Origin of the sequence: Pseudomonas sp. DR 5-09, assembly GCF_001655595.1 — a bacterium.
GTDB classification, from domain to species: domain Bacteria; phylum Pseudomonadota; class Gammaproteobacteria; order Pseudomonadales; family Pseudomonadaceae; genus Aquipseudomonas; species Aquipseudomonas pharyngis.
Genome location: NZ_CP011566.1, coordinates 853,701 through 873,771 on the forward strand (window position 1 = coordinate 853,701; position 20,071 = coordinate 873,771).

18 protein-coding genes, 1 other RNA gene and 1 pseudogene are annotated in these 20,071 nt (G+C 57.0%); 10 read left to right on the forward strand and 10 right to left on the reverse strand.

Annotated features, from left to right (window positions below):
• Window positions 1–286: 286 nt before the first annotated feature.
• Window positions 287–1,150, reverse strand: a complete 864-nt coding sequence (locus PDR5_RS30415) for a methyl-accepting chemotaxis protein (RefSeq protein WP_371857340.1) — start codon at window positions 1,148–1,150, stop codon at window positions 287–289.
• Window positions 1,145–2,206 (reverse strand): annotated as a pseudogene (locus PDR5_RS30420) (methyl-accepting chemotaxis protein); the annotation flags it as partial. The gene PDR5_RS30415 and the pseudogene PDR5_RS30420, both read right to left, overlap by 6 nt.
• Before the next feature lie 244 nt (window positions 2,207–2,450).
• Between PDR5_RS30420 and PDR5_RS03720 the strand changes: the two are divergent.
• Both PDR5_RS03720 and PDR5_RS03725 read left to right on the forward strand, forming a co-directional pair.
• Entirely contained in the window at window positions 2,451–3,122 is a 672-nt protein-coding gene (locus tag PDR5_RS03720) for a hypothetical protein (RefSeq protein ID WP_064593317.1), read from the forward strand.
• Window positions 3,119–3,940: a phosphatase PAP2 family protein gene (locus PDR5_RS03725; protein ID WP_064593318.1), complete on the forward strand. Its 822-nt coding sequence runs from the start codon at window positions 3,119–3,121 to the stop codon at window positions 3,938–3,940. The genes PDR5_RS03720 and PDR5_RS03725 overlap by 4 nt, the downstream gene beginning before the upstream one ends.
• 64 nt (window positions 3,941–4,004) lie before the next feature.
• Here PDR5_RS03725 and PDR5_RS03730 read toward each other — a convergent pair whose 3' ends face one another.
• Complete coding sequence (locus PDR5_RS03730; RefSeq protein WP_064593319.1) at window positions 4,005–5,438, reverse strand: ArnT family glycosyltransferase; 1,434 nt, start codon at window positions 5,436–5,438, stop codon at window positions 4,005–4,007.
• 68 nt (window positions 5,439–5,506) lie between these two features.
• A complete protein-coding gene (gene rimJ, locus PDR5_RS03735) occupies window positions 5,507–6,094 on the reverse strand; it encodes a ribosomal protein S5-alanine N-acetyltransferase (RefSeq protein ID WP_064593320.1) in 588 nt (195 codons plus the stop codon).
• A gap of 143 nt (window positions 6,095–6,237) precedes the next feature.
• Here rimJ and PDR5_RS03740 point away from each other — a divergent pair, with 143 nt between their 5' ends.
• A complete protein-coding gene (locus PDR5_RS03740; RefSeq protein ID WP_064593321.1) occupies window positions 6,238–6,816 on the forward strand; it encodes a GNAT family N-acetyltransferase in 579 nt (192 codons plus the stop codon).
• A 95-nt stretch (window positions 6,817–6,911) separates the two neighbouring features.
• On the opposite strand, the gene PDR5_RS03745 is transcribed toward PDR5_RS03740, so the two are convergent.
• The gene (locus PDR5_RS03745) at window positions 6,912–7,280 is read right to left on the reverse strand and encodes a DUF6124 family protein (protein ID WP_064593322.1); all 369 of its coding nucleotides are present in this window, start codon (window positions 7,278–7,280) and stop codon (window positions 6,912–6,914) included.
• Window positions 7,281–8,039: 759 nt separating this feature from the next.
• On the opposite strand from PDR5_RS03745, the gene PDR5_RS03750 reads away from it, so the two are divergent.
• Window positions 8,040–9,305, forward strand: a complete 1,266-nt coding sequence (locus PDR5_RS03750) for a HEPN domain-containing protein (protein ID WP_064593323.1) — start codon at window positions 8,040–8,042, stop codon at window positions 9,303–9,305.
• Window positions 9,306–9,697: 392 nt separating this feature from the next.
• Here the strand turns inward: PDR5_RS03750 and PDR5_RS03755 are convergent, their stop codons facing one another.
• Complete coding sequence (locus PDR5_RS03755; protein ID WP_082934353.1) at window positions 9,698–10,729, reverse strand: alcohol dehydrogenase catalytic domain-containing protein; 1,032 nt, start codon at window positions 10,727–10,729, stop codon at window positions 9,698–9,700.
• Between the two features lie 157 nt (window positions 10,730–10,886).
• Between PDR5_RS03755 and PDR5_RS03760 the strand changes: the two genes are divergently transcribed.
• The gene (locus PDR5_RS03760; RefSeq protein ID WP_064593324.1) at window positions 10,887–11,804 is read left to right on the forward strand and encodes a LysR family transcriptional regulator; all 918 of its coding nucleotides are present in this window, start codon (window positions 10,887–10,889) and stop codon (window positions 11,802–11,804) included.
• A 418-nt stretch (window positions 11,805–12,222) separates the two neighbouring features.
• On the opposite strand, the gene PDR5_RS03765 is transcribed toward PDR5_RS03760, so the two are convergent.
• Window positions 12,223–12,555 (reverse strand): hypothetical protein, encoded by a 333-nt coding sequence (locus PDR5_RS03765; protein ID WP_063325169.1) that lies wholly within the window; start codon window positions 12,553–12,555, stop codon window positions 12,223–12,225.
• Window positions 12,556–13,088: 533 nt separating this feature from the next.
• Between PDR5_RS03765 and PDR5_RS03770 the strand changes: the two genes are divergently transcribed.
• The 5 genes from PDR5_RS03770 to PDR5_RS30010 all read left to right on the forward strand — a co-directional run bounded on the left by PDR5_RS03770 (window position 13,089) and on the right by PDR5_RS30010 (window position 17,669).
• Window positions 13,089–13,625 (forward strand): LasR-specific antiactivator QslA, encoded by a 537-nt coding sequence (locus PDR5_RS03770; RefSeq protein WP_064593325.1) that lies wholly within the window; start codon window positions 13,089–13,091, stop codon window positions 13,623–13,625.
• 1,067 nt (window positions 13,626–14,692) lie between these two features.
• Entirely contained in the window at window positions 14,693–16,093 is a 1,401-nt protein-coding gene (locus tag PDR5_RS03775; RefSeq protein ID WP_064600667.1) for a YfjI family protein, read from the forward strand.
• The gene (locus PDR5_RS03780) at window positions 16,086–16,439 is read left to right on the forward strand and encodes a hypothetical protein (protein ID WP_064593326.1); all 354 of its coding nucleotides are present in this window, start codon (window positions 16,086–16,088) and stop codon (window positions 16,437–16,439) included. Before PDR5_RS03775 ends, PDR5_RS03780 begins: the two co-directional genes overlap by 8 nt.
• Window positions 16,423–17,403 (forward strand): integrase domain-containing protein, encoded by a 981-nt coding sequence (locus tag PDR5_RS03785; protein WP_064593327.1) that lies wholly within the window; start codon window positions 16,423–16,425, stop codon window positions 17,401–17,403. Before PDR5_RS03780 ends, PDR5_RS03785 begins: the two co-directional genes overlap by 17 nt.
• Entirely contained in the window at window positions 17,400–17,669 is a 270-nt protein-coding gene (locus tag PDR5_RS30010) for a hypothetical protein (RefSeq protein WP_064593328.1), read from the forward strand. The genes PDR5_RS03785 and PDR5_RS30010 overlap by 4 nt, the downstream gene beginning before the upstream one ends.
• Before the next feature lie 166 nt (window positions 17,670–17,835).
• Here PDR5_RS30010 and PDR5_RS03795 read toward each other — a convergent pair whose 3' ends face one another.
• The 3 genes from PDR5_RS03795 to PDR5_RS03805 form a co-directional block, all read right to left on the reverse strand.
• Window positions 17,836–19,092 carry an integrase domain-containing protein gene (locus PDR5_RS03795; RefSeq protein ID WP_064593329.1) on the reverse strand — a complete coding sequence of 419 codons (1,257 nt, stop codon included), beginning with the start codon at window positions 19,090–19,092 and terminating at the stop codon, window positions 17,836–17,838.
• A gap of 185 nt (window positions 19,093–19,277) precedes the next feature.
• Window positions 19,278–19,667: a transfer-messenger RNA gene (gene ssrA, locus PDR5_RS03800) on the reverse strand.
• A 95-nt stretch (window positions 19,668–19,762) separates the two neighbouring features.
• Window positions 19,763–20,041: a hypothetical protein gene (locus PDR5_RS03805; RefSeq protein ID WP_011332383.1), complete on the reverse strand. Its 279-nt coding sequence runs from the start codon at window positions 20,039–20,041 to the stop codon at window positions 19,763–19,765.
• Between the last annotated feature and the right edge of the window lie 30 nt (window positions 20,042–20,071).

Below are 20,071 nucleotides of genomic sequence, written 5' to 3' on the forward strand. Positions count from 1 at the left end.
ATGCCGAACCGCTAAGTTCGATCACTGGAAATCAGTGACGCAATCAAATTACGCAGCCAGCCCAAGGCGCACAAGCCGGCGGATTCTGGCGTAGCCGTAGGCAACGGCGCAAGGTTTTGTGGGCTTCGGGACGTATCACGGCATGTCCTTAAACACCCATCGCCAACCGCGTGTAATTACGTTTCAGAACCCTTAATCCAATTCCTGAAGATGCCAATTTCCGGGCAAAAAAGAAGGGCAGCTGTTCAGCTGCCCTTCTTTGTACATCGGCTTTCGTGTGCAGGGTTTACACGCGGAAATGGCTCACCATCTGCTGCAACTGCCCACCCAACCGCGCCAGTTCAACGCTGGACTTGGCCGTCTCATCACTCGCCGCCGCGGTCTGCTCCGACACGTCACGGACGTTGATGATGCTGCGGCTGATTTCTTCGGCCACGGCGCTTTGCTGTTCGGCGGCAGCGGCGATCTGCTGGTTCATCGACTGGATGTTTGACACCGTGCGGGTGATGTTTTCCAGCGAGTCGCCGGCCTTGCGGGTCAGGGCGACGCTGCTGTCGGTCAGGGCGCGGCTGTTGTTCATTACGGCGGCCACTTGCTGCGTGCCGTTCTGCAGACCGGCCACCAGGCCTTCGATTTCCTCGGTGGATTTCTGCGTGCGCTGGGCCAGGCCACGGACTTCGTCGGCGACCACGGCAAAACCGCGACCGGCTTCACCGGCACGGGCGGCTTCGATGGCGGCGTTGAGGGCCAGCAGGTTGGTCTGTTCGGCCACGGCCTTGATCACGTCCATGACGCTGCCGATCTTGTCGCTTTCCTGTTGCAGCACGCTCATGGCTTCGGTGGAGCGCACCACTTCGCTGGCCAGACGCTCGATCTGGGCGATGGCTTCGTTCACCACTTTGTCGCCTTCGCGGGCTTCGCCGTCAGCGGCGGCTGCGGCTTGCGACGCTTCTTCGGCGTTGCGCGCGACTTCCTGCACGGTGGCAGTCATCTCGTGCATGGCGGTGGCCACCTGATCGGTCTCGACCTTCTGGCTGTTCACGCCGGCGCTGGTCTGTTCGGTCACGGCCGACAGTTCTTCGGCGGCGCTGGCGATCTGGGTCACGCCGTCGCGGATGCCGCTGATCAGGTCGCGCAGGGTCACGCCCATGCGGGCGATGCCTTGTTGCAGCACGCCGAGTTCGTCGCGGCGGGTGACCACCACGTTATGGCTCAAATCGCCGCTGGCGATGCGGTCGACCACGGCCATGGTTTCCTGCAACGGACGGGTGATCTGACGGGTGATGATGAAGGCAGCGATGATGCCGACCAGCAAGGCCAGCAGGGTGCTGATCAGTTGCAGGGTGCGGGCCTGGGCGCTTTCGGCGTCACGGCGATCGAGCTGGATCTGATACAGCTGCTCGCTCAGCGATACGATCAGGTTGCCCTGATCGGTCATTTCCTTGCGCGCCTGCACCGCATCGGTGTTGGCGTTCTTGAAGGCCTGCAAGGCGCTGCGGTAGTTGGTCAGTGCGGTTTCCAGCTGACGCAGGGCGTCCTGTTGGGTGCTGGCGAAATGCATGTTCAGTGGCTTGAGGCTGGCGATGGCCGCATCCAGTTGGCCGACGGCTTTCTGCTCGGTCTCGGCGTTGGCGGTGGCGGTGTAGCCACGCACTTCGTAGCGCGCCAGGATGAACGCTTCCTTGGCGGCGGTGACGGCCTGGAACTGCTCGAAACGCTCATCGCTCAACGGCATTTGCTGGACGCGGTTGCTCAGCGCTTCGATCAGGCCGTAGGCCGTCGCGGCACTGGCGGCCATCGAGTCGCGCGCTGTGTTGCCGGTGCGATAGGCATTACGCATCTTGTTCAGCGAAGTCTGGTACTCGGCGATGGTCGCCGCCTGCTCCTTGAGCAGTTTGACGTTTTCCGGACTCTTGAAGCTGCTGATCAGCTTCTGCTGTTGGGCGGCGAACCCGTCGAGGGTGGTCTGCACGTTCTGCGCGGCGGTTTCGTCGCCGTTGGTCAGCATGTATTGCAGGCGCACCACGCGCAGTTTGGTCAGGCCAGCGTTGAGCTGGGTGATGTCGCTCATCCAGTTGCTGCGGTCAATCAGGCCGCCCAGGCTGGTCCAGCCAGTGAGTGCCAGGATGCAGGTCAGGGCCAGGACGAGGCCGAATCCGAGGCCCAGTTTCAGGTTCACGCTGATGTTGCCGAACCAGCTATTCATCAAAAATCCTCCAGAAAAACGTTGTGCGTCTTGATCGTCGGTCAGGCTGGAAGATTGTTGTTTTTTTGCGCCAGCAAGGGTGTAAGCAGGACTGTATCGGCCGCAAATCCGAGAGCTGAAAGGATTTTGTCCTACGGAATTTGTAACAGGCTCTCACAAGACTTTTTTCACATGGGTTTCACTGGCTGCCCACGCCGTGCTCTCTAACCTCGCCGCATCGAATGACAAGTGATGGCGGCTTTTTGTGGAATTGCGACTGAGTCTGTTCGGCATCAAGCGCTCGATTGATCTGAGCGGTCTGGCCCGTTTTCGAAACACCTGGGTGGTCTTGGCGGCGTCGGCGCTGGTCATTCCGCTGACACTCTGGCTGCTGGCCCCGGCGGCGGTGCCTGACCTTGCCCACGGCAATGTGGCCGGAGCGCAGGCGCTGAAGGAGGGCTGGAACAAAGGCGAAATCATCGTGCTGGTGCGCCACGTCGAGCGCTGCGACCACTCGAAAGCCGCTTGCCTGAGTGGCCACGATGGCATCACCGATCGCTCGCGCAGTGTCGCGGTGAGCGTCGGCGCGCAGTTCGAGCAGTTGGGCCTGGACAAGGCCGACGTCTACAACAGCCCGATGGTGCGCACGGTGCAGACCGCCGGCTACATGTTCAACAAGGCGGCGACCGGCGAAGACTGGCTGATCAGTTGCAAGGGCCGGATGCTGCAGGACGCGCTCGCGCACAAGGTCCCGGGACGCAACCTGATTCTGGTGACCCACAGCGAATGCATGGCGCAGCTGGAAAAAGACCTCAAGGTGCCGGCCTCGACCCTCGGGTACGGCGCATCGCTGTTTGTTTCCGCCGCCAGCCCGGCGGCCCCACAGATGCTCGGCTTCATTGAAGCCTCCGACTGGCGCACGGTGACCACCCGATGAAATCACGCTTTTATGCTTACAACTTCGGTATCCCGCTGCTGTGTGCCGCGCTGGTGTTCCTGATGTTCGACATGACCCGTATCGACATCGCGTTCAGCAATCTGCTGTTCGATCCACTGAGCCAGACGTTCCCGCTCGACAAGATTCACTTCTTTGAAAAACTGACCCACAAGTGGGCGCGGATTATTCCGAACTGGACCGCTGAAATTGCCTTGATCGGCGCCATGCTGTCGTTTGTCTGGCCACTGGTAAAACCGCAGAAGCATCCGCGCCTGGGCGGGTTTCTCGAGCGCAGTAAAGTCGCCCCGGTGCTACGCTTTGCCGCCGATCACCGTAGGGATTTTCTGTTTGTGGTGGTGGCTTTCGCGGTCTGCACCGGGGTGATCCATTTCCTCAAGGCACACACCAGCGTCTACTGCCCGATCGAGACCACGCTGTACGGCGGAAAGATGCCGCACATCGAGTGGTACAACAATTTCCAGCTGTTCCTCGAAGCGGGTGAAGGGCGTTGCTGGCCGGGCGGTCATGCTTCCGGTGGCTTCACCATGCTGGCGTTGTATTTCGTGGCGCGTCGTTATCAGTGGCGTTTCTCCAGCGCGTTGTTGTGGGGCTCGCTGCTGCTCGGTTTTGTCTACGGCACTACGCGGGTCCTACAGGGCTGGCACTACATGTCCCACACGTTCTGGGCCGGGATCTTCGTGTGGCTGGCGTGTTTGCTGACGGCGCTGGCGTTTTACGGGCGGGCTCGTCTGGAGTTGCCGGTGTTGAGCAAGCGTGAGCGACGGGTGTTCGCTGCGCAGCCTGAGGTTTCTCTCTGAGGCCTCGCCGCTGAAATGAAAACCCGCCATCACCGGCGGGTTTTTCGTTTGTGCTGTCGTGGCTTCAGTAGTCCACGAAGTAATACGCCTGGCGCCCGACCATCATGGTCTTGTGGACTTTCAGCGGGGCGGCGGGTTCGCTGTCTCCCGACATCACGGCGATGTGCGAGGGCGATGCACTGAGAAATTCCCGTAGCTGTGCATCGGTGTCCAGGCCCTTCAGGACGCTTTGGGTGTAGAACACGCTGGCGCCGCCGACCCGTTCGTTGGCTTGAAACAGTGCGACCTGATTGCCGCTCGCCTGCAAGGACTGGATGTGTTCGGTCAGCGGCAGGAACGACAGGTGTTTATCGGCGTTCGGCAGTGCCCATTGCGCGGCGCCAAGGTAGCTGGCGATGACCACCGCCAATATGCCCGCCGCCACTGTCTGACGATGCCGGGCGAAGCGCCCGACAAAACCATTCCTGTGATCCTTCAACCTGTCGAACAGCACGCCCGCATATTCCGCCGCGATCACTGCCGCGGCCGGTGTCATCGACATCAGGTACACCGTGCGTTTGCTCGAAGCCAGGGTCAGCAGGATGAATTGCGCGATTATCCACAGGCTGAAAAACAGCAGGTAACGATTGGCCTTCAGCTCCTTGCGAAAATGCCACAACCCCAGATACACCAGAATGTTCCAGGGCAGGAACGCCTGCGGCAGCTTGGCGAGGTAGTAGTAAAACGGCTCGTAGTGCCCGGCTTCGACGAACGATCCGCTGAAGCGTCCGACGCTGTTTGTCAGCAACACTTCGCTGACGGCCTGGACGCCACCGCGCTGATAGAGCACGGCGAGCCAGATCATCAGCGGGATTAGGCCGACCAACGTCAGCAGTCCCGGCCGCAGCCAGTCCGTCAGCTTGAAGCGCTTGTCCATCAGGTTGTCGGCCAACAGAAAAGCGAAAATCACCACGCCCGGCATCGCCAGCCCGAGTACGCCTTTGCTCAGCGTGGCGATGGCGATCCCGGCTACAAACACCAACGAATTGCCTGGAGTCGGTGCTCGCTGCGCCTGGAAAAACGCCAGCAACGCCATGGTCACTCCGAGGGCAAGCAGAGCATCCTCGCCGACCCCGCGCACGTTGCTCCAGTAACTGGCCATGGTCGCCAGCAGAATCCCCGCCGTCCAGGCGATGGCCTTCGGACGTTCGAAGCGGCGCAACATCGCGTACAGCAGCATCACGCTGAGCAACCCGGCCACCGCCGACGCCAGTCGCACCGCCCAGGGCGAGACACCGAAAACCCGCAAGGCGCCGGCGTCCAGCCACAGGCTCAGGGGCGGTTTTTCCAGAAAGGGCTCGCCGAACAGACGCGGCGTCACCCAGTCGTTGTCCAGGTGCATCTCCATCGCAATGCCCGCAACCCGGGCCTCGGTGGAACCTTGCAGTTGATGGCTGCCGAGGGCGAAAAAGAACAGCAGAGCGGCAAGCAGAAGCAGGGAAGAGGCGGCACGCGACATGGGTTCAGGCAACCGGAAGTGAGCGGAAACCCGAGCTTACGCGGCCATTCCTTAATAATTTGTGAACGTCAGGACAGCGGTCGCGACCAGCGTTGCTCCGACGTTTCGAAACGCGGATTGACCCGCGCCGTCAGCACATGATCCTGCCAGCGCCCGGCTATGTTCAGGTACGCCTTGGCGTAGCCTTCACGCTCGAACCCGAGGCGTTCCAGCAACCGGGCGCTGCGTTCATTCCCGGGAATGTAGTTGGCCATGATCCGGTGCAGGTTCTGGGTCTCGAACATATAGGCGATGGCCGCCTCCAGCGCTTCCTGCATCAAACCCTTGCCCTGATGCGCCTCGTCGATGTGATAGCCCAGATAACACGCCTGAAACGCACCGCGAATGATCCCGCTGAAATTGCAGGCGCCGATCATCTGCTCACCATCCGGGGTCAGCAACGCCATATGCACCGCCAGCCCGGCTTCGAAGGCACTGGCCTGTATTTCAAGGCGCCGGCGGATCTGTTCGGTGGAGAAATAGTCGGTGGTGCGAATCGGTGACCACGGCGCGAGGTGGCGTTGATTGCGCTGGTAGAACGCGCTTTCCAGAGGCGCTTGATCCGGGGCGAGTACCGCGAGCGTCAAGCGTTGACAGGGCAGGGTCAGCAGCGGCATCGGGTGCTCCGGAAGCAGGGAATGATCGACAGAATTGTCCGGCCGGACGGAAAACACAACTGGATCGCCTAACGCAGAGCACTATAAATTTCCCTGATTCACTTCACATCCGGTTATGAGATTCGTCGTTCAAGGAGGACATGATGGAATGGGCATTCAAGGCGGGGGAGCAGTCGCTGCGACTGATACCGGCGGATCCGGCGTTTTACTCGTTGTTTCAGCAGGCGCTGAACGCCAGTTACCTCGATCATTCGGAATTTCTGCCTTGGCCGCGTGAGTACACCAACGCGGAGCAGGCGCTCGAGTTTCTGCTGAAGGCCCGAAAAGAATTCAACAGCGAAACCGGCGAGCGACGATGGCTGATCGTGACCGAGGACGGGCAAGCGCTGATCGGTTGCATCGGGCTGAAACCCCGCTCGCGCAACCGCTACGTCGTGGGGTATTGGGCCAACACCGAGCAATCGGGCAAGGGCTACATGCGTGCCGCCCTCACGCACCTGCTCAACAACCTTCCTGAATTCACCTTTTACCTGACGGCGTCCTCTGCCAATGCGCGAAGCCGGCGTCTGGCCGAGGCTGTCGGGTTTGTGTTGATCAGGATCCACCCAGGGGCCCGGCAATCGGAACGGCACGGTGAGCAAGACACCTGCGTCTATCGCCTGCCACGCAAATCGCAGGCGAAAAAAAGCCCGCAGGAGCGCGGGCGAACCGTAGTTTCTTGAATGAGCGAGGCCAATGTACACGGCCATCACCGCCGCCGGGGTGAAGAAAAGTTCATGTCGATGAACGACTTGCGTCATCGACGAGCGGTCGTTTTTCAGTGAACGACAGGTGCCGTCGTACGGGGCACTAGATTCACTGGATCAAGGTTCTCCACGGCGCGATTGACCAGCATTTCAGTCATGATCGACAGCTGCCGGATCGCCAGCAACCGGCTGCGCTGAGAGCCTGTGAAATCATCGGCGATGTTCGCCGTCATCATGTTGAGCGCCGCCAGGGTTTCACAGGCATGGGTCAGCAGAGTGGCCGTGTCCACATCGGTGCGCACGGAGAAAATCTCGTTGAACGGCAGGGTGCGACGCGGCTTTCTTACGTATTCCTGAGGCTGGGCAAGCACAGCCGGTTCTTTCGCTTCGGTTTCGTGAGGCGGTGTTTGATCAGGCAGGCTTCGGGTGTCTTTTTTCATGACGAGGCTCCATGGTTTCAGGCTCCCGGCGAATCCCTTTGGTAAACCATCTGCCGGGTTGCACGGAGCGCGAAGACTAGCGTTTGGAAGCATCTTGAACCAGTTCATGAAAGTCGACGCGGGTTGCGGGAAATTTCCTAGGACGTTGGGTGGAGGTGTTGTCGGGATGAGGAAGTGTAGATGTGACGAGGCCCGCATTGGGCGGGCCTTGTTGTGCCGGGGTAATCTGAAACGGTAATTTATCTTATTGATTATTATAGTTAATATTAGTTGTGTATTTTTATTGGAATACCAAATGGAATACCTCATGGGATAGCACTCCGTTGACCCCCGCCTGTATTCGATCTGAAAACCTTGCTTCGCATCCATGATAAGCAGTGATCTTCTCGCAGCAGGCGGGACAACGGGCAGCACTCGATCCGAGTCGGAAGGTGGCAACAGGCAGAAACCGGCCAGAAGCGGACTCTCGACCAAGTACAGCTAACGACCCATAGTGGCCCCTTGCAATGGATGTCAATCAGGCCAAAGATGGCTTTGAATCGGGATAATTTCCGACTGCCCCGTTGAAAGCGTCATGGCTGTCGATCCTGTCACTGATGACCTTTTCACTGAGACACCGGCCGGTCCCGTCGACGACCGAAAAAACAGCTACTACCCCGAGCGTATGAGCCGGGCGCGGGAGCGCAGGAGGTTAGGAAGACAGCGAAAATATTTATAAATTAGCCTCCCGCCAACTAGAAAAATCATAGAAGATTAAAAATGGCTAAAGATAAGAAAATTGACATAGCGGCAGTTAGCAAACGTCTAGAGCATTTGATTCCAAGGTACATCGACTCACTCGCGAACGAGGGCAATGAGGACTACCAGGGGGCGTTCGAAATTTTCGAATTTGATGAGCCCTTACTCAAAGCCCTTACAAAAACAACATACGCGGCTAAACACCTAGATTATGATTTTTTTATGGGCCTCATACATTCAGTAATTGTCAATTATGGAATACATGACCCCGAGGAAGCTGCCACAGCCATCAGCGACTACGTTGAATCCACAAACGATCGCCGTGACTGGGTTGCGGTTTTTCCTTACATATTCAACAATCCTCTACGTGACTTCCCGCGTGGCAAAGATAAGGATCTTGATCTCAAATTCGGAGCATTCACGGTAAAAACAAAGTCTCATGAATTCGAGAGCCTAGAAAAAATACTTCAAGCTGAGTTCAAGCTCACGAGCGTCTCTAGAACTGATCATCAGCACCAGACGTACCAAGGGAGCGGATCAATTAATAAGTGCCCGCTAATAATGTTTGAGGTGCATGGGGCGGAGGATGCAGCGTTTCACTATGGAAGATGGAAGCTGAAATACTTTACAAACTTACTTGAGGTATATGGAGTTTTGGCGGACTGTAAAGGTGGTGGATGGGCAAGCAATGAAATTGATACAAACCATGTGTTCCTCATAAATAAAGTGACAGGAGGAATAGAGCGCTCCCCACTTACCGTATCCACTAGGATTAACCTCTGTCCGGATAGCGGCTTTTATGATTCTTTGGATGAGGAATTTAGCGTCTACTCCAACATGATCACAAACCACAATGACAAACTTTTCGCAAGACTCAAAAGCGCCCTTAATTTCTTTTCGCGTGCGCTGAACGGCACCGACAGAGTACTGGGGTTTATCTCATATGTTATCGCAATCGAAGCCATATTTTCCCGAGACAAGCATACACCCATTAGAATTACGCTCGCTGAGTATATCGCGCTACTCTGCTACCCTCGCGAAGAGAGAGTAGGCATTTATAAAGATATAAAAAAAATATACGACACTCGATCTGCACTTGTTCATACTGGCAAAATCGATATTGATGTAGAACTCATTAAGAAGACCGAAACGATTGCAGCCAAAACCATACTGCATACTTTCCGACTTTATCATAAATTGAATTCGTCAGGCCAAGGCAACATCGAAGATCGTTTTTTCGATCATCTTCGTGATTTAAGACTAGGCGTTTCCACCAGCAGCGAGTGAACTCGTTACTTCAGGCACTGCATGTGGTTACTCACGTGCATTCTGAAGTTCACTTCGAGAAATGAAAGAGAGAAGCTACGCTCCCCCGTTTCAAATGCTAGGTAAGGAACGACAGAAACCGACTCATGGCCGACTCTAAATGTCTGCTTATGGCCGTTTTCTGCCTGTGGCGACCGACTGAAAACGGCCATTAGCAGACCGCCCCACACGGATCAGTGGGCTCGCTTTGAGGTACCGAGGTTTCTAGAAAAGCTATACCTATTCACGCACCCGCCCAAGATGCGATGCATCGCTCTGGAAGCGGAAGCCGATATTTGTCAGTCGCAAACAGGCATCTGCATGTGTTGGAGTCGAAGCCGGCGACCGCGCGGTCGCCGGAACCGCTCTGGGAATCAATTTCCGCCGTGAGGCAGGAACGCACCACGGAATCGCATCTTCCCGGAGGACAGGCGTTCATAAGCCTCCGTTACTTGGTCAAGAGAGAAGGTTTCGACTATAGGCTTGACCTTACCCTTCGCGGCCAATTCGAGAATTTCGGCGAGGTAGTGCTGTCCCCCATGCGTGGAGCCAACCACCCGTTGGCGCATCATATGGAATGGCTTGCCATCGGACGGAATCGAGAACGGCTTGCTGAAGTCGAGCCCGCAAAGGACGATGCGACCGTCAGGATTGACCCCCGCGAGCGCCTTTTCGGCGGTTTCGAAGTCGTTGGTGGTGATCAGCAGCACGTCGGCACCACCGACTGCCAATAGCTCCTCGGCATTGGTGACGACATGGTCGGCCCCCAAGTCGGTCGCAAGCTTGTGCTTGTCTGGAGAATGCGTGATCGCGATGGTCTCGAATCCGCATGCCTTTGAGAACTGCAAGGCGACGTGGCCCAACCCGCCGATCCCCAGCACAGCGACCCTGTCACCCGGTTTCGGCTCCGCGTCTCGCAGGCCGCTCCAGGTGGTATAGCCCGCGCACATCATGGGCGCGGCGTCCGTGTAGGACAGCCCATCGGGCAACAATACGGTGCCTTCCGCAGAAATTGCGATGTACTCTGCGTGCCCGCCCTGCGACGCGAAGCCGGTCGTTCTGGGCGCAACGCAGTTCATGGCAGTCTGGCCGGTCAACGGGCGGTTCTGGCGGCAGTAAGGGCATCGACCGCACGAGGACTGTACCCAGGTGGTACCGACTCGGTCTCCAACCTTGCGCGTGTGGACACCCGCACCGACTTCGACGATTTCACCAACCACTTCGTGACCCGGAGTCTGAGGATAAATGTCACCGCCAGCCCCCTGAGTTGCCCACACGTCCGTGTAGCACATGCCGGAGGCGTGAACTTTCACCAGGACCAGCCCTGGCTCTGCCTTGGGCATGGGAACCTCATGAACCTCCCAGGGTTTGTTCGCGCCGGTCATCACAACTGCCTTCATCTTCATCGCATGTTCCTTTCGATCAGGTGGTCATTACTGTTAGGGCTGCGAACGAGATGCTCTGAGAGCTACACCGGCCCTTTTGGACCCACGATGCTGCAGCTTCATTCGAGTCTATGGGTCGTTGACTGTCGCGACAATCTGGTCAATATTTGATTCCATGATGAAAGTAATTCACCAATCCAAGGGCAATGACCTGTCGGCCTTTGCCGCATTCTTAGCGGTCGCAGCCCACCGAAGTTTCCGCAGCGCCGCAATCGATCTCGACATGACGCCCTCAGCGATCAGTCACTCGATCAAGGCTCTCGAACAACGGTTAAACGTCCGCCTTTTCAACCGGACGACTCGAAGCGTCTCCTTGACCGAGGCGGGAGAGCGCCTGGCCATAAAACTAAGACCGGCAATGGCCTCAGTTGAAGAAGCCGTTCGGGAGCTGGAGAGCAATGACCAGGCTCCCAGCGGAACGGTGCGAATCAATGCCAGTGAGGGCGCCATCCGGTTGGTACTGTGGCCAGTGCTTGCGCGCTTTTTGCGCGAGAATCCTCGCGTCCATCTCGACATATTCAGTGATGGCAAGCTGAGCGATATCGTTGCCGATGGTTTTGATGCGGGTATCCGATTAGCGGAAGCAGTACCCAAAGATATGGTGGCCATCCCAGTTATGGGAGAGGTCCGCTTTGCGGTAGTGGCGTCGCCCGAGTACTTCGAGCAACGCGGATATCCAGTAGTGCCGCAAGATCTGTATGACCATCATTGCATCCGCTTCCGGTTTGAAAGTGGTGCAATCTACAGATGGGAGTTTGAGCGCCATGGCGCTGTCGAAAGGATCAACGCTCCCGGCCCTCTCACGTTGACTGATCAATCGTTGATGGTGGAGGCAGCAATCGAGGGAATAGGGATCGCCTTCGTGCCCGACCATCTTGCAGCACATGCGCTCAAGGAGGGCCGACTCAAACGAGTTCTGGAAGAGTGGTGTCCCGCGTATCTGGGGCTGTGCCTCTATTACTCGGCGAATCGCCATGTACCATCCGGCCTCAGGGCGTTGATCAATATGCTGACTGATAAGCGGTCCGGCAATTAGACGACCTTGCGCCTAGGAGCCGGCGGGCCCGTGGTAACACCGCCAGGCACAATTTGACGACCAGCATCGTCAGCGACTTGCCATTGCAGCTGTCTGCGGCTGATCGTTGGCCAAGCGTCTCGGACGCGTCCGCGGTCTTAGGGAAAAGGGGACTGATTTATTTCTCAGAAATTATATCAGTCCCCTTTTCTCTGCTTGCAATCCGTCCGCTTCTGGCCGGTTTCTGCCCGTCGCTACCCTCGGCTGCGGGGAGCTGGCGGTCAGTTAAGTATCAAGACTTTGGATGGAGCGTCAGTGTTAAATCCAGCCTGCGATATGATTAGCGTAACTGAGGTTTAAGGCCTCAATCGACACGAACTGGTCGGTCGGGTGACCCGCGGTAACAGAAAGCGATTTAGTGCCAAATTAGAGGGGGCGCTTACATCGACTTGACCGATACAACTTCCACAAACCTGAATTTTTTTCTGGCCGTCTTTGTAGCTTCTTGCTCCGCAACTATTGAGCTCAGCGTATCGGCCTCATGCACCATCTCGTGCATTTTGCCTTCAAATTCATTTCCCACCCGCAGCGTGACTCTCAGCCTGGGCGTGAAGCCTTTTGAGACTTTCTTTTTCTTCGCTGCGTTTACCGGTTGTACCATCACGACATCCGAGACGGTGTCTTGCACGTGTGTGTTAAATGCTGGCGCAGGGGACTGAGAATCACCGAATAGCGCCCGGCGCATCTCTTCTTCCGTCAATTCTGTATTCATAACGTTTCTCAGAAGGGCGTTATGTACAACCATGCCGATTCTATCAGCGTGGTCGGACTCTGCATTATTCGTCGCTAGGTCAGACCTGAAGCGGTGGAGGGCCACCAGTCACCGTCGAGCGTCATCATCTGGCTGGCAGCTTCATTCGATGTATAGCTTATTGATACTGCATGCTTGTGTTGTCACTGCTTCACATTTACGCTTTGTCCCGTCACGGTCAATCCCGTGGCCGGGTGTCAGAACCTGAATTGTTCGAGGCGCATAGCGCCATAGCCAGCTATTAAGTGCTTACATAGGCTTAGCTGCTGCTTTTCTATGGCGGTCCGTGCGGGGCAGGCTTCGGCCTGGCCGGTTCCCTCGGACGCCGGTTTCTGACCCCCGTACGGTCCGCCACCCATTTCGTGTCAGAACGGCTGGGTGGACGGCTCCTTAACTGTCCGAGGAGATAAGGAAAATGACCTGTCCCCCTTTTAAGCTCGTGCGCCACCCTGGCCTAATGATTCAAGCTGCACAATATCTCGGAGGATTCCGCGATGTTTGATCTTTCGCTTCTCATTGGCCTACCCAAACCCAACAGCATCGATACTTCATCGCTTACCCCTGAAGATGCAGCGATTAAACTACGGCAGGCTGCAATACTTCGGCTTAATGGCGCACAGAGCGTCCTGCTTCATTTTCCACAGGATGTTGAGCTGGCGGTAGAGCTGTTGGATGACGCGGCTGTATTGTTCGACAAGGCGTTTCGATCTTTGTCCGGTATCCCAGCTCAGCGCGTTCATCAACAGGTTGGTGAGTACGTCTCTGTCCCTTCAGCTGAAGGCTGTCCTGGTCTTCGAACACCATGGGGCAATGAATTCCGCCCGATGATTGAGGACGGCGTTCGGTGCGCTGAGACCTGGCTCGATGGTTCATCATTGCCGCTGTGGTGGGCACTGGCGCAAAACCGAAAGCATCATCGTCCAGGTGACCCCCAAGAAGCATTTGAAGCAGGTTTTCTGCTGCGATTGCAGCAAACGCTGATCATGCGACGTGATGCAGTCACTTCCCAGTCAACCAGCATCGATGCCTGAGTTTGTAATTGACGTTTGAGACTTTGCTTTTCCCGCCAAACCCTCCGATTAAGCGATCTTTGATCGCGCCGATCGGAGGGTTCACTCGCTTTTCCTTGCAGCCACCGCGTTCCCCTCTTTCATTTCAAATTTGATCAGCGCCAGCCTTCTTTTACCCGTCAGTAATTGCTCGTGATCTGTATCGGGCGCAGGGCCATTTCAGTGTCAAAGCGGATCCTTTCGTTGGGCATGGATATAGGTATGGCGACAGCGGCGACAGTGGCGACAACTCGCGTATAACGTGGTCTGGAGCATGGCGACAGAAGTGGCGACAGTCGCCACTTTCTCAGCGCATTGGCGGTGCCGCTTGACCGCCTTTTCGAGTGGGTATAACAATTGGCGCACGGATCGCTGTCGTTGACAGCACCTGCCCAGGTAGCCAGAACCTTTAAGGCTACGCCACTCGCGTGGTGGTTCTTCCCCAAGTGCGATTAGCGTCCGGCGGCTCGCACGGTCACTCCCAAGAGTGATGGATGCCTACTCGACCAATCTGCCTACTGCGGCAGACGATGGACCTTCCTCGCTGCACTGCAGCAACCTCACCTCTCGGCACACTTCGCTGCGCCAATCCGCGCCCGTCTCTTTCTTCTGGAAAGAGACGGGCGCTCGTACCACTGCTGCAAGCCACGTCGTACAGGGCGTTGCCGCAACTCTCCTCGTGACAATCGACCTGACAAATCCGATTCGTCGCCATCCGCAACGACACAGGCACCGGTGCCGCAGCCAATGGAAAGGCTGCATCTGACTGACAGTCAGGCATGCCCCAGGTGTCCATGTCGTTGCCTTCTCCTACTCCGGATCTCCAGGTGCCGAACTCGTCAGTCGGCACAGCCTCTACCCGCCCGCATCTTCGGATGCGACTAAGGAGGCCAGATTCATGGGGTTATGCCCTCGCTCCCGGTTGTAAGGAGCCGTTCGTTCCGCGTCAGTGAGCACCTCACAGGCCGCAGGGGCCTTGATCCCTGATAACACTCAACAACCGTGGCGGGACTACGTGAGGACAACCAGCAATGAACGAGGAGAGGGCCATGCAGCAGTTAGATCCGAAGCTTGAACTACCACGACCACCTCGACCGTTGATTGAGTCGAATCCCGTGGCCCAGCCTTATCCGGTGCAGGCACTGGGTGGGATTCTTGGGCCTGCGGTGGAGCGCATGGCCGAGGTCATCGGCGTGCCCCAGGCATTGGCTGCACAATCGGTGTTGGCTGCCTCGGCGCTGGCTACCCAAGGTCATGCCGGCTTACAGCTCGACGGGAGAAGTTATCCCCTCTCGCTGTACCTGATCACGGTGGCAGCTTCGGGGGATCGTAAAACGGCGGCAGACCGATCTGCATTGCTGCCAGCGCGCCAATGGGAGCGTGAGCAGTGGCAGCGCTACCGCGAACAGCTTGCCCGGTACCTCGCCGCACAGCGCCAGATGCAGCGTATCAACCCTGCCGATCCCGACTCCGCGAACGGTGTACCGCTCGAAGCGGAGCCCTCTGCACCGAGGCTGATTACCACGGACCCAACTATTGAAGCGCTGATCAAAGGGCTCTGCCATGACCTGCCGAGCATGGGGTTGTTCTGCGATGAAGGGGGACAATTCCTCGGCAGCAGCACCATGAGTCGAGATAACCGTTTGAAAGCGGTTACGACCTTGTCGTCACTCTGGGACGGCAGTCCGATAGATCGCGCGCGGTCTATGGCGGGTGAAAGCTTGCGAGCTTACGATCGACGCTTAAGCCTGCACCTGATGCTGCAACCGTATCTAGCCATGCAGTTACTCAGTGACCCATTGCTGCAGGGGCAAGGCATTCTCGGTCGCTGCCTCATCACCTGGCCCACCAGTCTGGCCGGACAACGCAGTTACCAGTCTGTCGACTTGTCCAAAGACCCCGCCCTAAAGCGATATCACCACCGTCTTTCGGCCCTGTTTCATCAGCCTTGGTCACTTTCCGCTGACGGTGCCTTGCGGCTATCACCGTTGACACTGAGTCCGTTAGCCCGCCGTCGCTGGATTGATTTGCATGATGCTATCGAAGCTCAGCTGGGGGAGTTTGGCGAGCTGGCCAGCGTACGGCCCAGCGGATCAAAGGCCGCCGATAACCTGCTGCGCGTCGCCGGCATTCTTGCAGTTGTGGAGGAGAGCAGCGTCGTGGAGGTCGACCATATCCAACGGGCCTCCGCTTTAGTCGGCTACTACCTCACCGAGATCCAGCGCCTGACTGAGCAGGAGCCAGTGTGTCGGGTAAAGGAAGAGGCGGACCGGCTGTTGCGCTGGCTACAGGTCAAAGATTGGAAGCGTTTCAGTATTCGTGAATTGAATCGCAACGGTCCTCGCTTTGCCCGCAAGAGCAGTCGTCATGCCGCCAAGCTCCTGGTCGAGTTGATTGATCATCAGTGGTTGATCACCGATGGCCACACCTTCGAGGTGCGCCATGTTTAATCTTGATGAAGCGCTGCGCAACCATCTGGCACAGCGTCAAAAGGAGCCCAAAGCGCGATTTGTCGCCGCTACTGTCGCCACTTTGTCGCCACGCTCAAAACCAAGCAGGACGAGGGTTGTCGCCGCTGTCGCCAGTGTCGCCACCACCCATAAAGCTATCGCCTCTACGACAGCCATTATTCAATGGTTGAAAGAGGAGGGTGCGCATCTTTACGTCACCGACAACACGCTGTGTTTTCGCCCGACTGATTGGGCTCAGTTCGCGATTGTAAGTGCGCACTGGCGAGCCCTTTTGCATGATCTCGCGGCAGTCGATCAGGAACAGAAAAATGGCCCGGGTCGGTAAGCGAGCGGGGCGTAATTTTGGCTTTGGTCGCCAGCTCAGCTATGCCGGACCGCAAGCACTGAAGGATCTATTTGGCGACGGCCATTTTGCTACCGTCAAAGCCCATAGCGATCGGTGGCAGGCGTTCGTGCATTGGTGTCGATCCGATGAAGGACCGAGGGTCAACGACGCGCGCCAGATAGACCGCGAGATCCTCATGCGGTACGCCGTCCACGTGCGGGAGCAGGTCGATCAGGGCAACGTCGGCATTGCCACCGCGCAGAACCGCCTGTCCAGCGTCAACCGCACGTTGGCCGCGCTGCGCGGTGATCAGTACGTCAAAATCCCCAGCCCGAGTAAGGCGCTAGGCCTACAGCGTTCAAGCGTGCGTAGTGAGGCTCCGCAAGGCCAAGACCGTGCGCGGGTCGAGTTGATCGCGCGGGCGCTGTCAGATCGTCAGCAATCGAGGGTGAGTGCTATTGTGCTCCTCGCCCGTGAGACTGGTATGCGCCTGCGCGAAGCGATCCTGGCCGATCTGCCCCGACTGCAACGTGAGGTTCGGCAACTGGGCAAGATCAACATCCAGGATGGCACCAAAGGTGGTCGATCAGGGGCCTCGGCACCGCGCTGGATTACGGTAACGGATCAAGTTCGCGATGCCCTGGATTGGGCCAGCGCGACCTCACCCAATGGCAGCCGGAATTTGTTGGTGCCCGGCGAAAGCTACAAAGACTTTATGCAGGCAGTTGTGCGACCGGCACGGGACATCCTGCATGAGCATGGATTGAAAGGTTTTCATGAGCTGCGGGCGGCTTACGCCTGTGAGCGCTATGAGCAACTGACTGGCTTGAATGCACCCGTCAATGGCGGTCGTGTTCATCGAGAAGATCGAGAGCTTGATCAGCGCGCGCGACAGCAGATCAGCCACGAATTGGGACATAACCGCATCGATGTGGTGAGTGCCTACATCGGAGGCCGGCGATGACGGCCGAGTTCGATATAGCGTTGTTCCTGGGCCCCGTGCTCAAAGGTGCACATGCCACGCAGCAGCGGCACATCAGGCAAGCAGAAAGGATGCACAAGGTGATTCGTGAACGCTGGGGTTGCGCGACTCCCTGGTCCTGGAGAGAAAAGCACGTGAGATGGTTTTTGGAGCACTATTTGCGATGCTCAGCTCCAACTACCATCTACTACTACGAGTTAACAGCAGGGTTGATCCGCCGTAGAAAGGCAAAAGTCGTGGTTGCCTGATAGATCTTTAAGCGTGAGCCCCTGAGTATGGGAATGCGGAGCCTTCCCATACTCAGGGGCTTGGCTGAAGAGGCGCAGGCATATCAGAGATCTAGCGATTGTCGTCACTCCTTTCGCCCTACTACACGACACGGATCGTAGCCGGTGGCGCGTTCCTTTTGGATGTTCAGCGAATCGGTACGACGTTGCGATCTCTGGTTTGATTGATGGCCGATGCCGACAGGCTGCCGGTGGCCGCCTTCTGGATATATTCACTCCACCAAGCCATCATCGGACGCCGGCGTTCGATGTAATCCGTCCGGTTGTAGGCGCTACGAACTTCGTCCTTGTCGACATGTGCCAGTGCGACCTCGATCAGCTCCGGGTCCCAGCCATGCTCATTCAGGATGGTGCTCGCCATCGAGCGCAAGCCGTGGCTGACTAAACGGTCCTGAAAGCCCATGCGCTTCAACGCCATGTTGGCGGTCTGGCTATTGGCATGGGTGCGGGGGTTTCTATCTGAGGGGAACACGTACTCTCTGTGACCGCTGAGTTGCTTGAGCGTCTCCAGTAACGAAAGTGCCTGATCGGTAAGAGGGATTGTGTGCGGCCGACGCTTTTTCATGCGCTCTGGCGGAATGGTCCAAATGCGCTTGTCGAAGTCGATATCTGCCCATCGTGTGGTGGCTGCTTCGGCAGGGCGGGTCATCGTGTGCAACTGCCATTCGATCAGGCAGCGGGTCGTGCGCTTGATGCTTGCGTTCGCGATTTCCATCATGAGCTCGGGAAGCTCCTCAGGTGGTAGCGCAGCCATGTTCTCTTTTTTGGGTTTCTTGAACACCGCCCGAATTCCATTGAGGGGGTTCGCAAATATCAGCCCGGAGTTGACCCCGTAGGTCATGATCTCGTTGAGTCGTTGGCTCAATCGTTTGACGGTTTCGAGACTTCCTTTGGCCTCGATTGGGCGAAGGATCTTGATAACCATAGGAGCAGTGATTTGAGAGAGCGGCGTTGTTTTCATACTTGGGAAAACATGAAGCGTCAGCGATCTCCAAATATCTTCGGCGTAGGCTTTGGTTACGGAGTCTTTCTTCAGCTCGAACCAGGCCGTGGCCACCTTCTCGAAAGTGTGTTCAGTCTCAGCAAGTTTGGCTTGCCTTACCTCATCACGCTGGGTTTTGGGATCAGTGCCCAACGCGAGCAGCTCACGTGCCTCTGCGGCTTTCTTCCGGGCGTTGGCTAGCGAGAGGTCAGGGTATGGACCAAGCGCCATGTTGATACGGCTTCTGGTCAACGGCTCGCGGTAATTGAAATTCCACATCATCGAGCCGCTGGCGCGTACTCGAAGCTGCAAGCCATCGCCGTCGCTGAGGACGAAGTCTTTACCAGTTGCCTTGACCGCCTTGAGCTGGCGATCTGAGAGGCGGGTTGCGTTAGTAGGCATGGGGCTACCTCCAGCACCGTTTTGGTATCCTGAAAATAGCATTTGGCGGTCCGGGATACCACCTGGGATACCAAAGCGGCTGGAACTCCGAAACTCTCCAAAGCTCCCATAAGCGCTGAAACCCCTGTATTTACTGGATTTCAGGCACAAAAAAAGACGTCCGTGGACGTCTTTAGATGATGAAGTGGTGGAGCCGGGGGGATTTGAACCCCCGTCCGCCAGTACTCCGCTGTCGGTACTACATGCGTAGCCGTGTCTATTAAGTTAACCCTCAGCGACCCGACGGGCAGGGTGCTTTGGGCGAGTTGTGTAAGTTTTAGCCGCTTCGTCCACAACGTACTGCACGGCGATTCTGTTCTATATGACAATCATTTTGGGTTTACAGACATCCCCTGATGATTGCTGGACCCGAAGGTACCAGGAGTGCATGTCAGCTGCAATTAAGCAGCGAGAGCAGCACCGTATTGGTCGTCATTGGCAACTATAAGTAGTTGCAACAGTGGATTTACGACTTCTGTTACCAAGTCGGCATGCACCTAGAGTTTCGCAACCGGCGTCGAATCCTAAACGGCCCCGAGCCTGGCGCTCTGTGTGGCTTATGAGCAACAAGCCTGCGCAGTGTACGCCAAACGGCTCACAAGGCCAACCCGAAGGTTGGCCTGAGCTTCGATCAGTTGTTGGTTCCGCTGGTTTTGCGGATTTCCAGAATGGTTTGCTGGGTTTCAGCCACGCATTCGTCGATCTTGCCCTGGGCCTTGAGTGCCTGGGCTTTTTGCACGCTGGCTTCTACCCGTTGACTCAGGTCGGGTGAGGCCATTGCCTGCGCCTTGGCGTTGTTGATGGTTTGCAGATTGGCATCACACAGGTCAGCGGGCTTGTCGGCAGCGAACGAAGCCGACGCCATCATCGAGGCAGTAACGAACAGACCTAACAGTACAGAACGTTTCATATGAATCTCCTTGAACTGAGGGATCCAGAC

Bases quoted from the DNA above. Each gene is read 5' to 3' on its own strand.
- PDR5_RS30415 (WP_371857340.1), bottom strand. From the start codon at position 1,150: ATGGGCGTGACCCTGCGCGACCTGATCAGCGGCATCCGCGACGGCGTG.
- PDR5_RS03725 (WP_064593318.1), top strand. From the start codon at position 3,119: ATGAAATCACGCTTTTATGCTTACAACTTCGGTATCCCGCTGCTGTGT.
- PDR5_RS03730 (WP_064593319.1), bottom strand. From the start codon at position 5,438: ATGTCGCGTGCCGCCTCTTCCCTGCTTCTGCTTGCCGCTCTGCTGTTC.
- rimJ (WP_064593320.1), bottom strand. From the start codon at position 6,094: ATGCCGCTGCTGACCCTGCCCTGTCAACGCTTGACGCTCGCGGTACTC.
- PDR5_RS03740 (WP_064593321.1), top strand. From the start codon at position 6,238: ATGGAATGGGCATTCAAGGCGGGGGAGCAGTCGCTGCGACTGATACCG.
- PDR5_RS03745 (WP_064593322.1), bottom strand. From the start codon at position 7,280: ATGAAAAAAGACACCCGAAGCCTGCCTGATCAAACACCGCCTCACGAA.
- PDR5_RS03750 (WP_064593323.1), top strand. From the start codon at position 8,040: ATGGCTAAAGATAAGAAAATTGACATAGCGGCAGTTAGCAAACGTCTA.
- PDR5_RS03755 (WP_082934353.1), bottom strand. From the start codon at position 10,729: ATGAAGATGAAGGCAGTTGTGATGACCGGCGCGAACAAACCCTGGGAG.
- PDR5_RS03760 (WP_064593324.1), top strand. From the start codon at position 10,887: ATGAAAGTAATTCACCAATCCAAGGGCAATGACCTGTCGGCCTTTGCC.
- PDR5_RS03765 (WP_063325169.1), bottom strand. From the start codon at position 12,555: ATGAATACAGAATTGACGGAAGAAGAGATGCGCCGGGCGCTATTCGGT.
- PDR5_RS03770 (WP_064593325.1), top strand. From the start codon at position 13,089: ATGTTTGATCTTTCGCTTCTCATTGGCCTACCCAAACCCAACAGCATC.
- PDR5_RS03775 (WP_064600667.1), top strand. From the start codon at position 14,693: ATGCAGCAGTTAGATCCGAAGCTTGAACTACCACGACCACCTCGACCG.
- PDR5_RS03780 (WP_064593326.1), top strand. From the start codon at position 16,086: ATGTTTAATCTTGATGAAGCGCTGCGCAACCATCTGGCACAGCGTCAA.
- PDR5_RS03785 (WP_064593327.1), top strand. From the start codon at position 16,423: ATGGCCCGGGTCGGTAAGCGAGCGGGGCGTAATTTTGGCTTTGGTCGC.
- PDR5_RS30010 (WP_064593328.1), top strand. From the start codon at position 17,400: ATGACGGCCGAGTTCGATATAGCGTTGTTCCTGGGCCCCGTGCTCAAA.
- PDR5_RS03795 (WP_064593329.1), bottom strand. From the start codon at position 19,092: ATGCCTACTAACGCAACCCGCCTCTCAGATCGCCAGCTCAAGGCGGTC.
- PDR5_RS03805 (WP_011332383.1), bottom strand. From the start codon at position 20,041: ATGAAACGTTCTGTACTGTTAGGTCTGTTCGTTACTGCCTCGATGATG.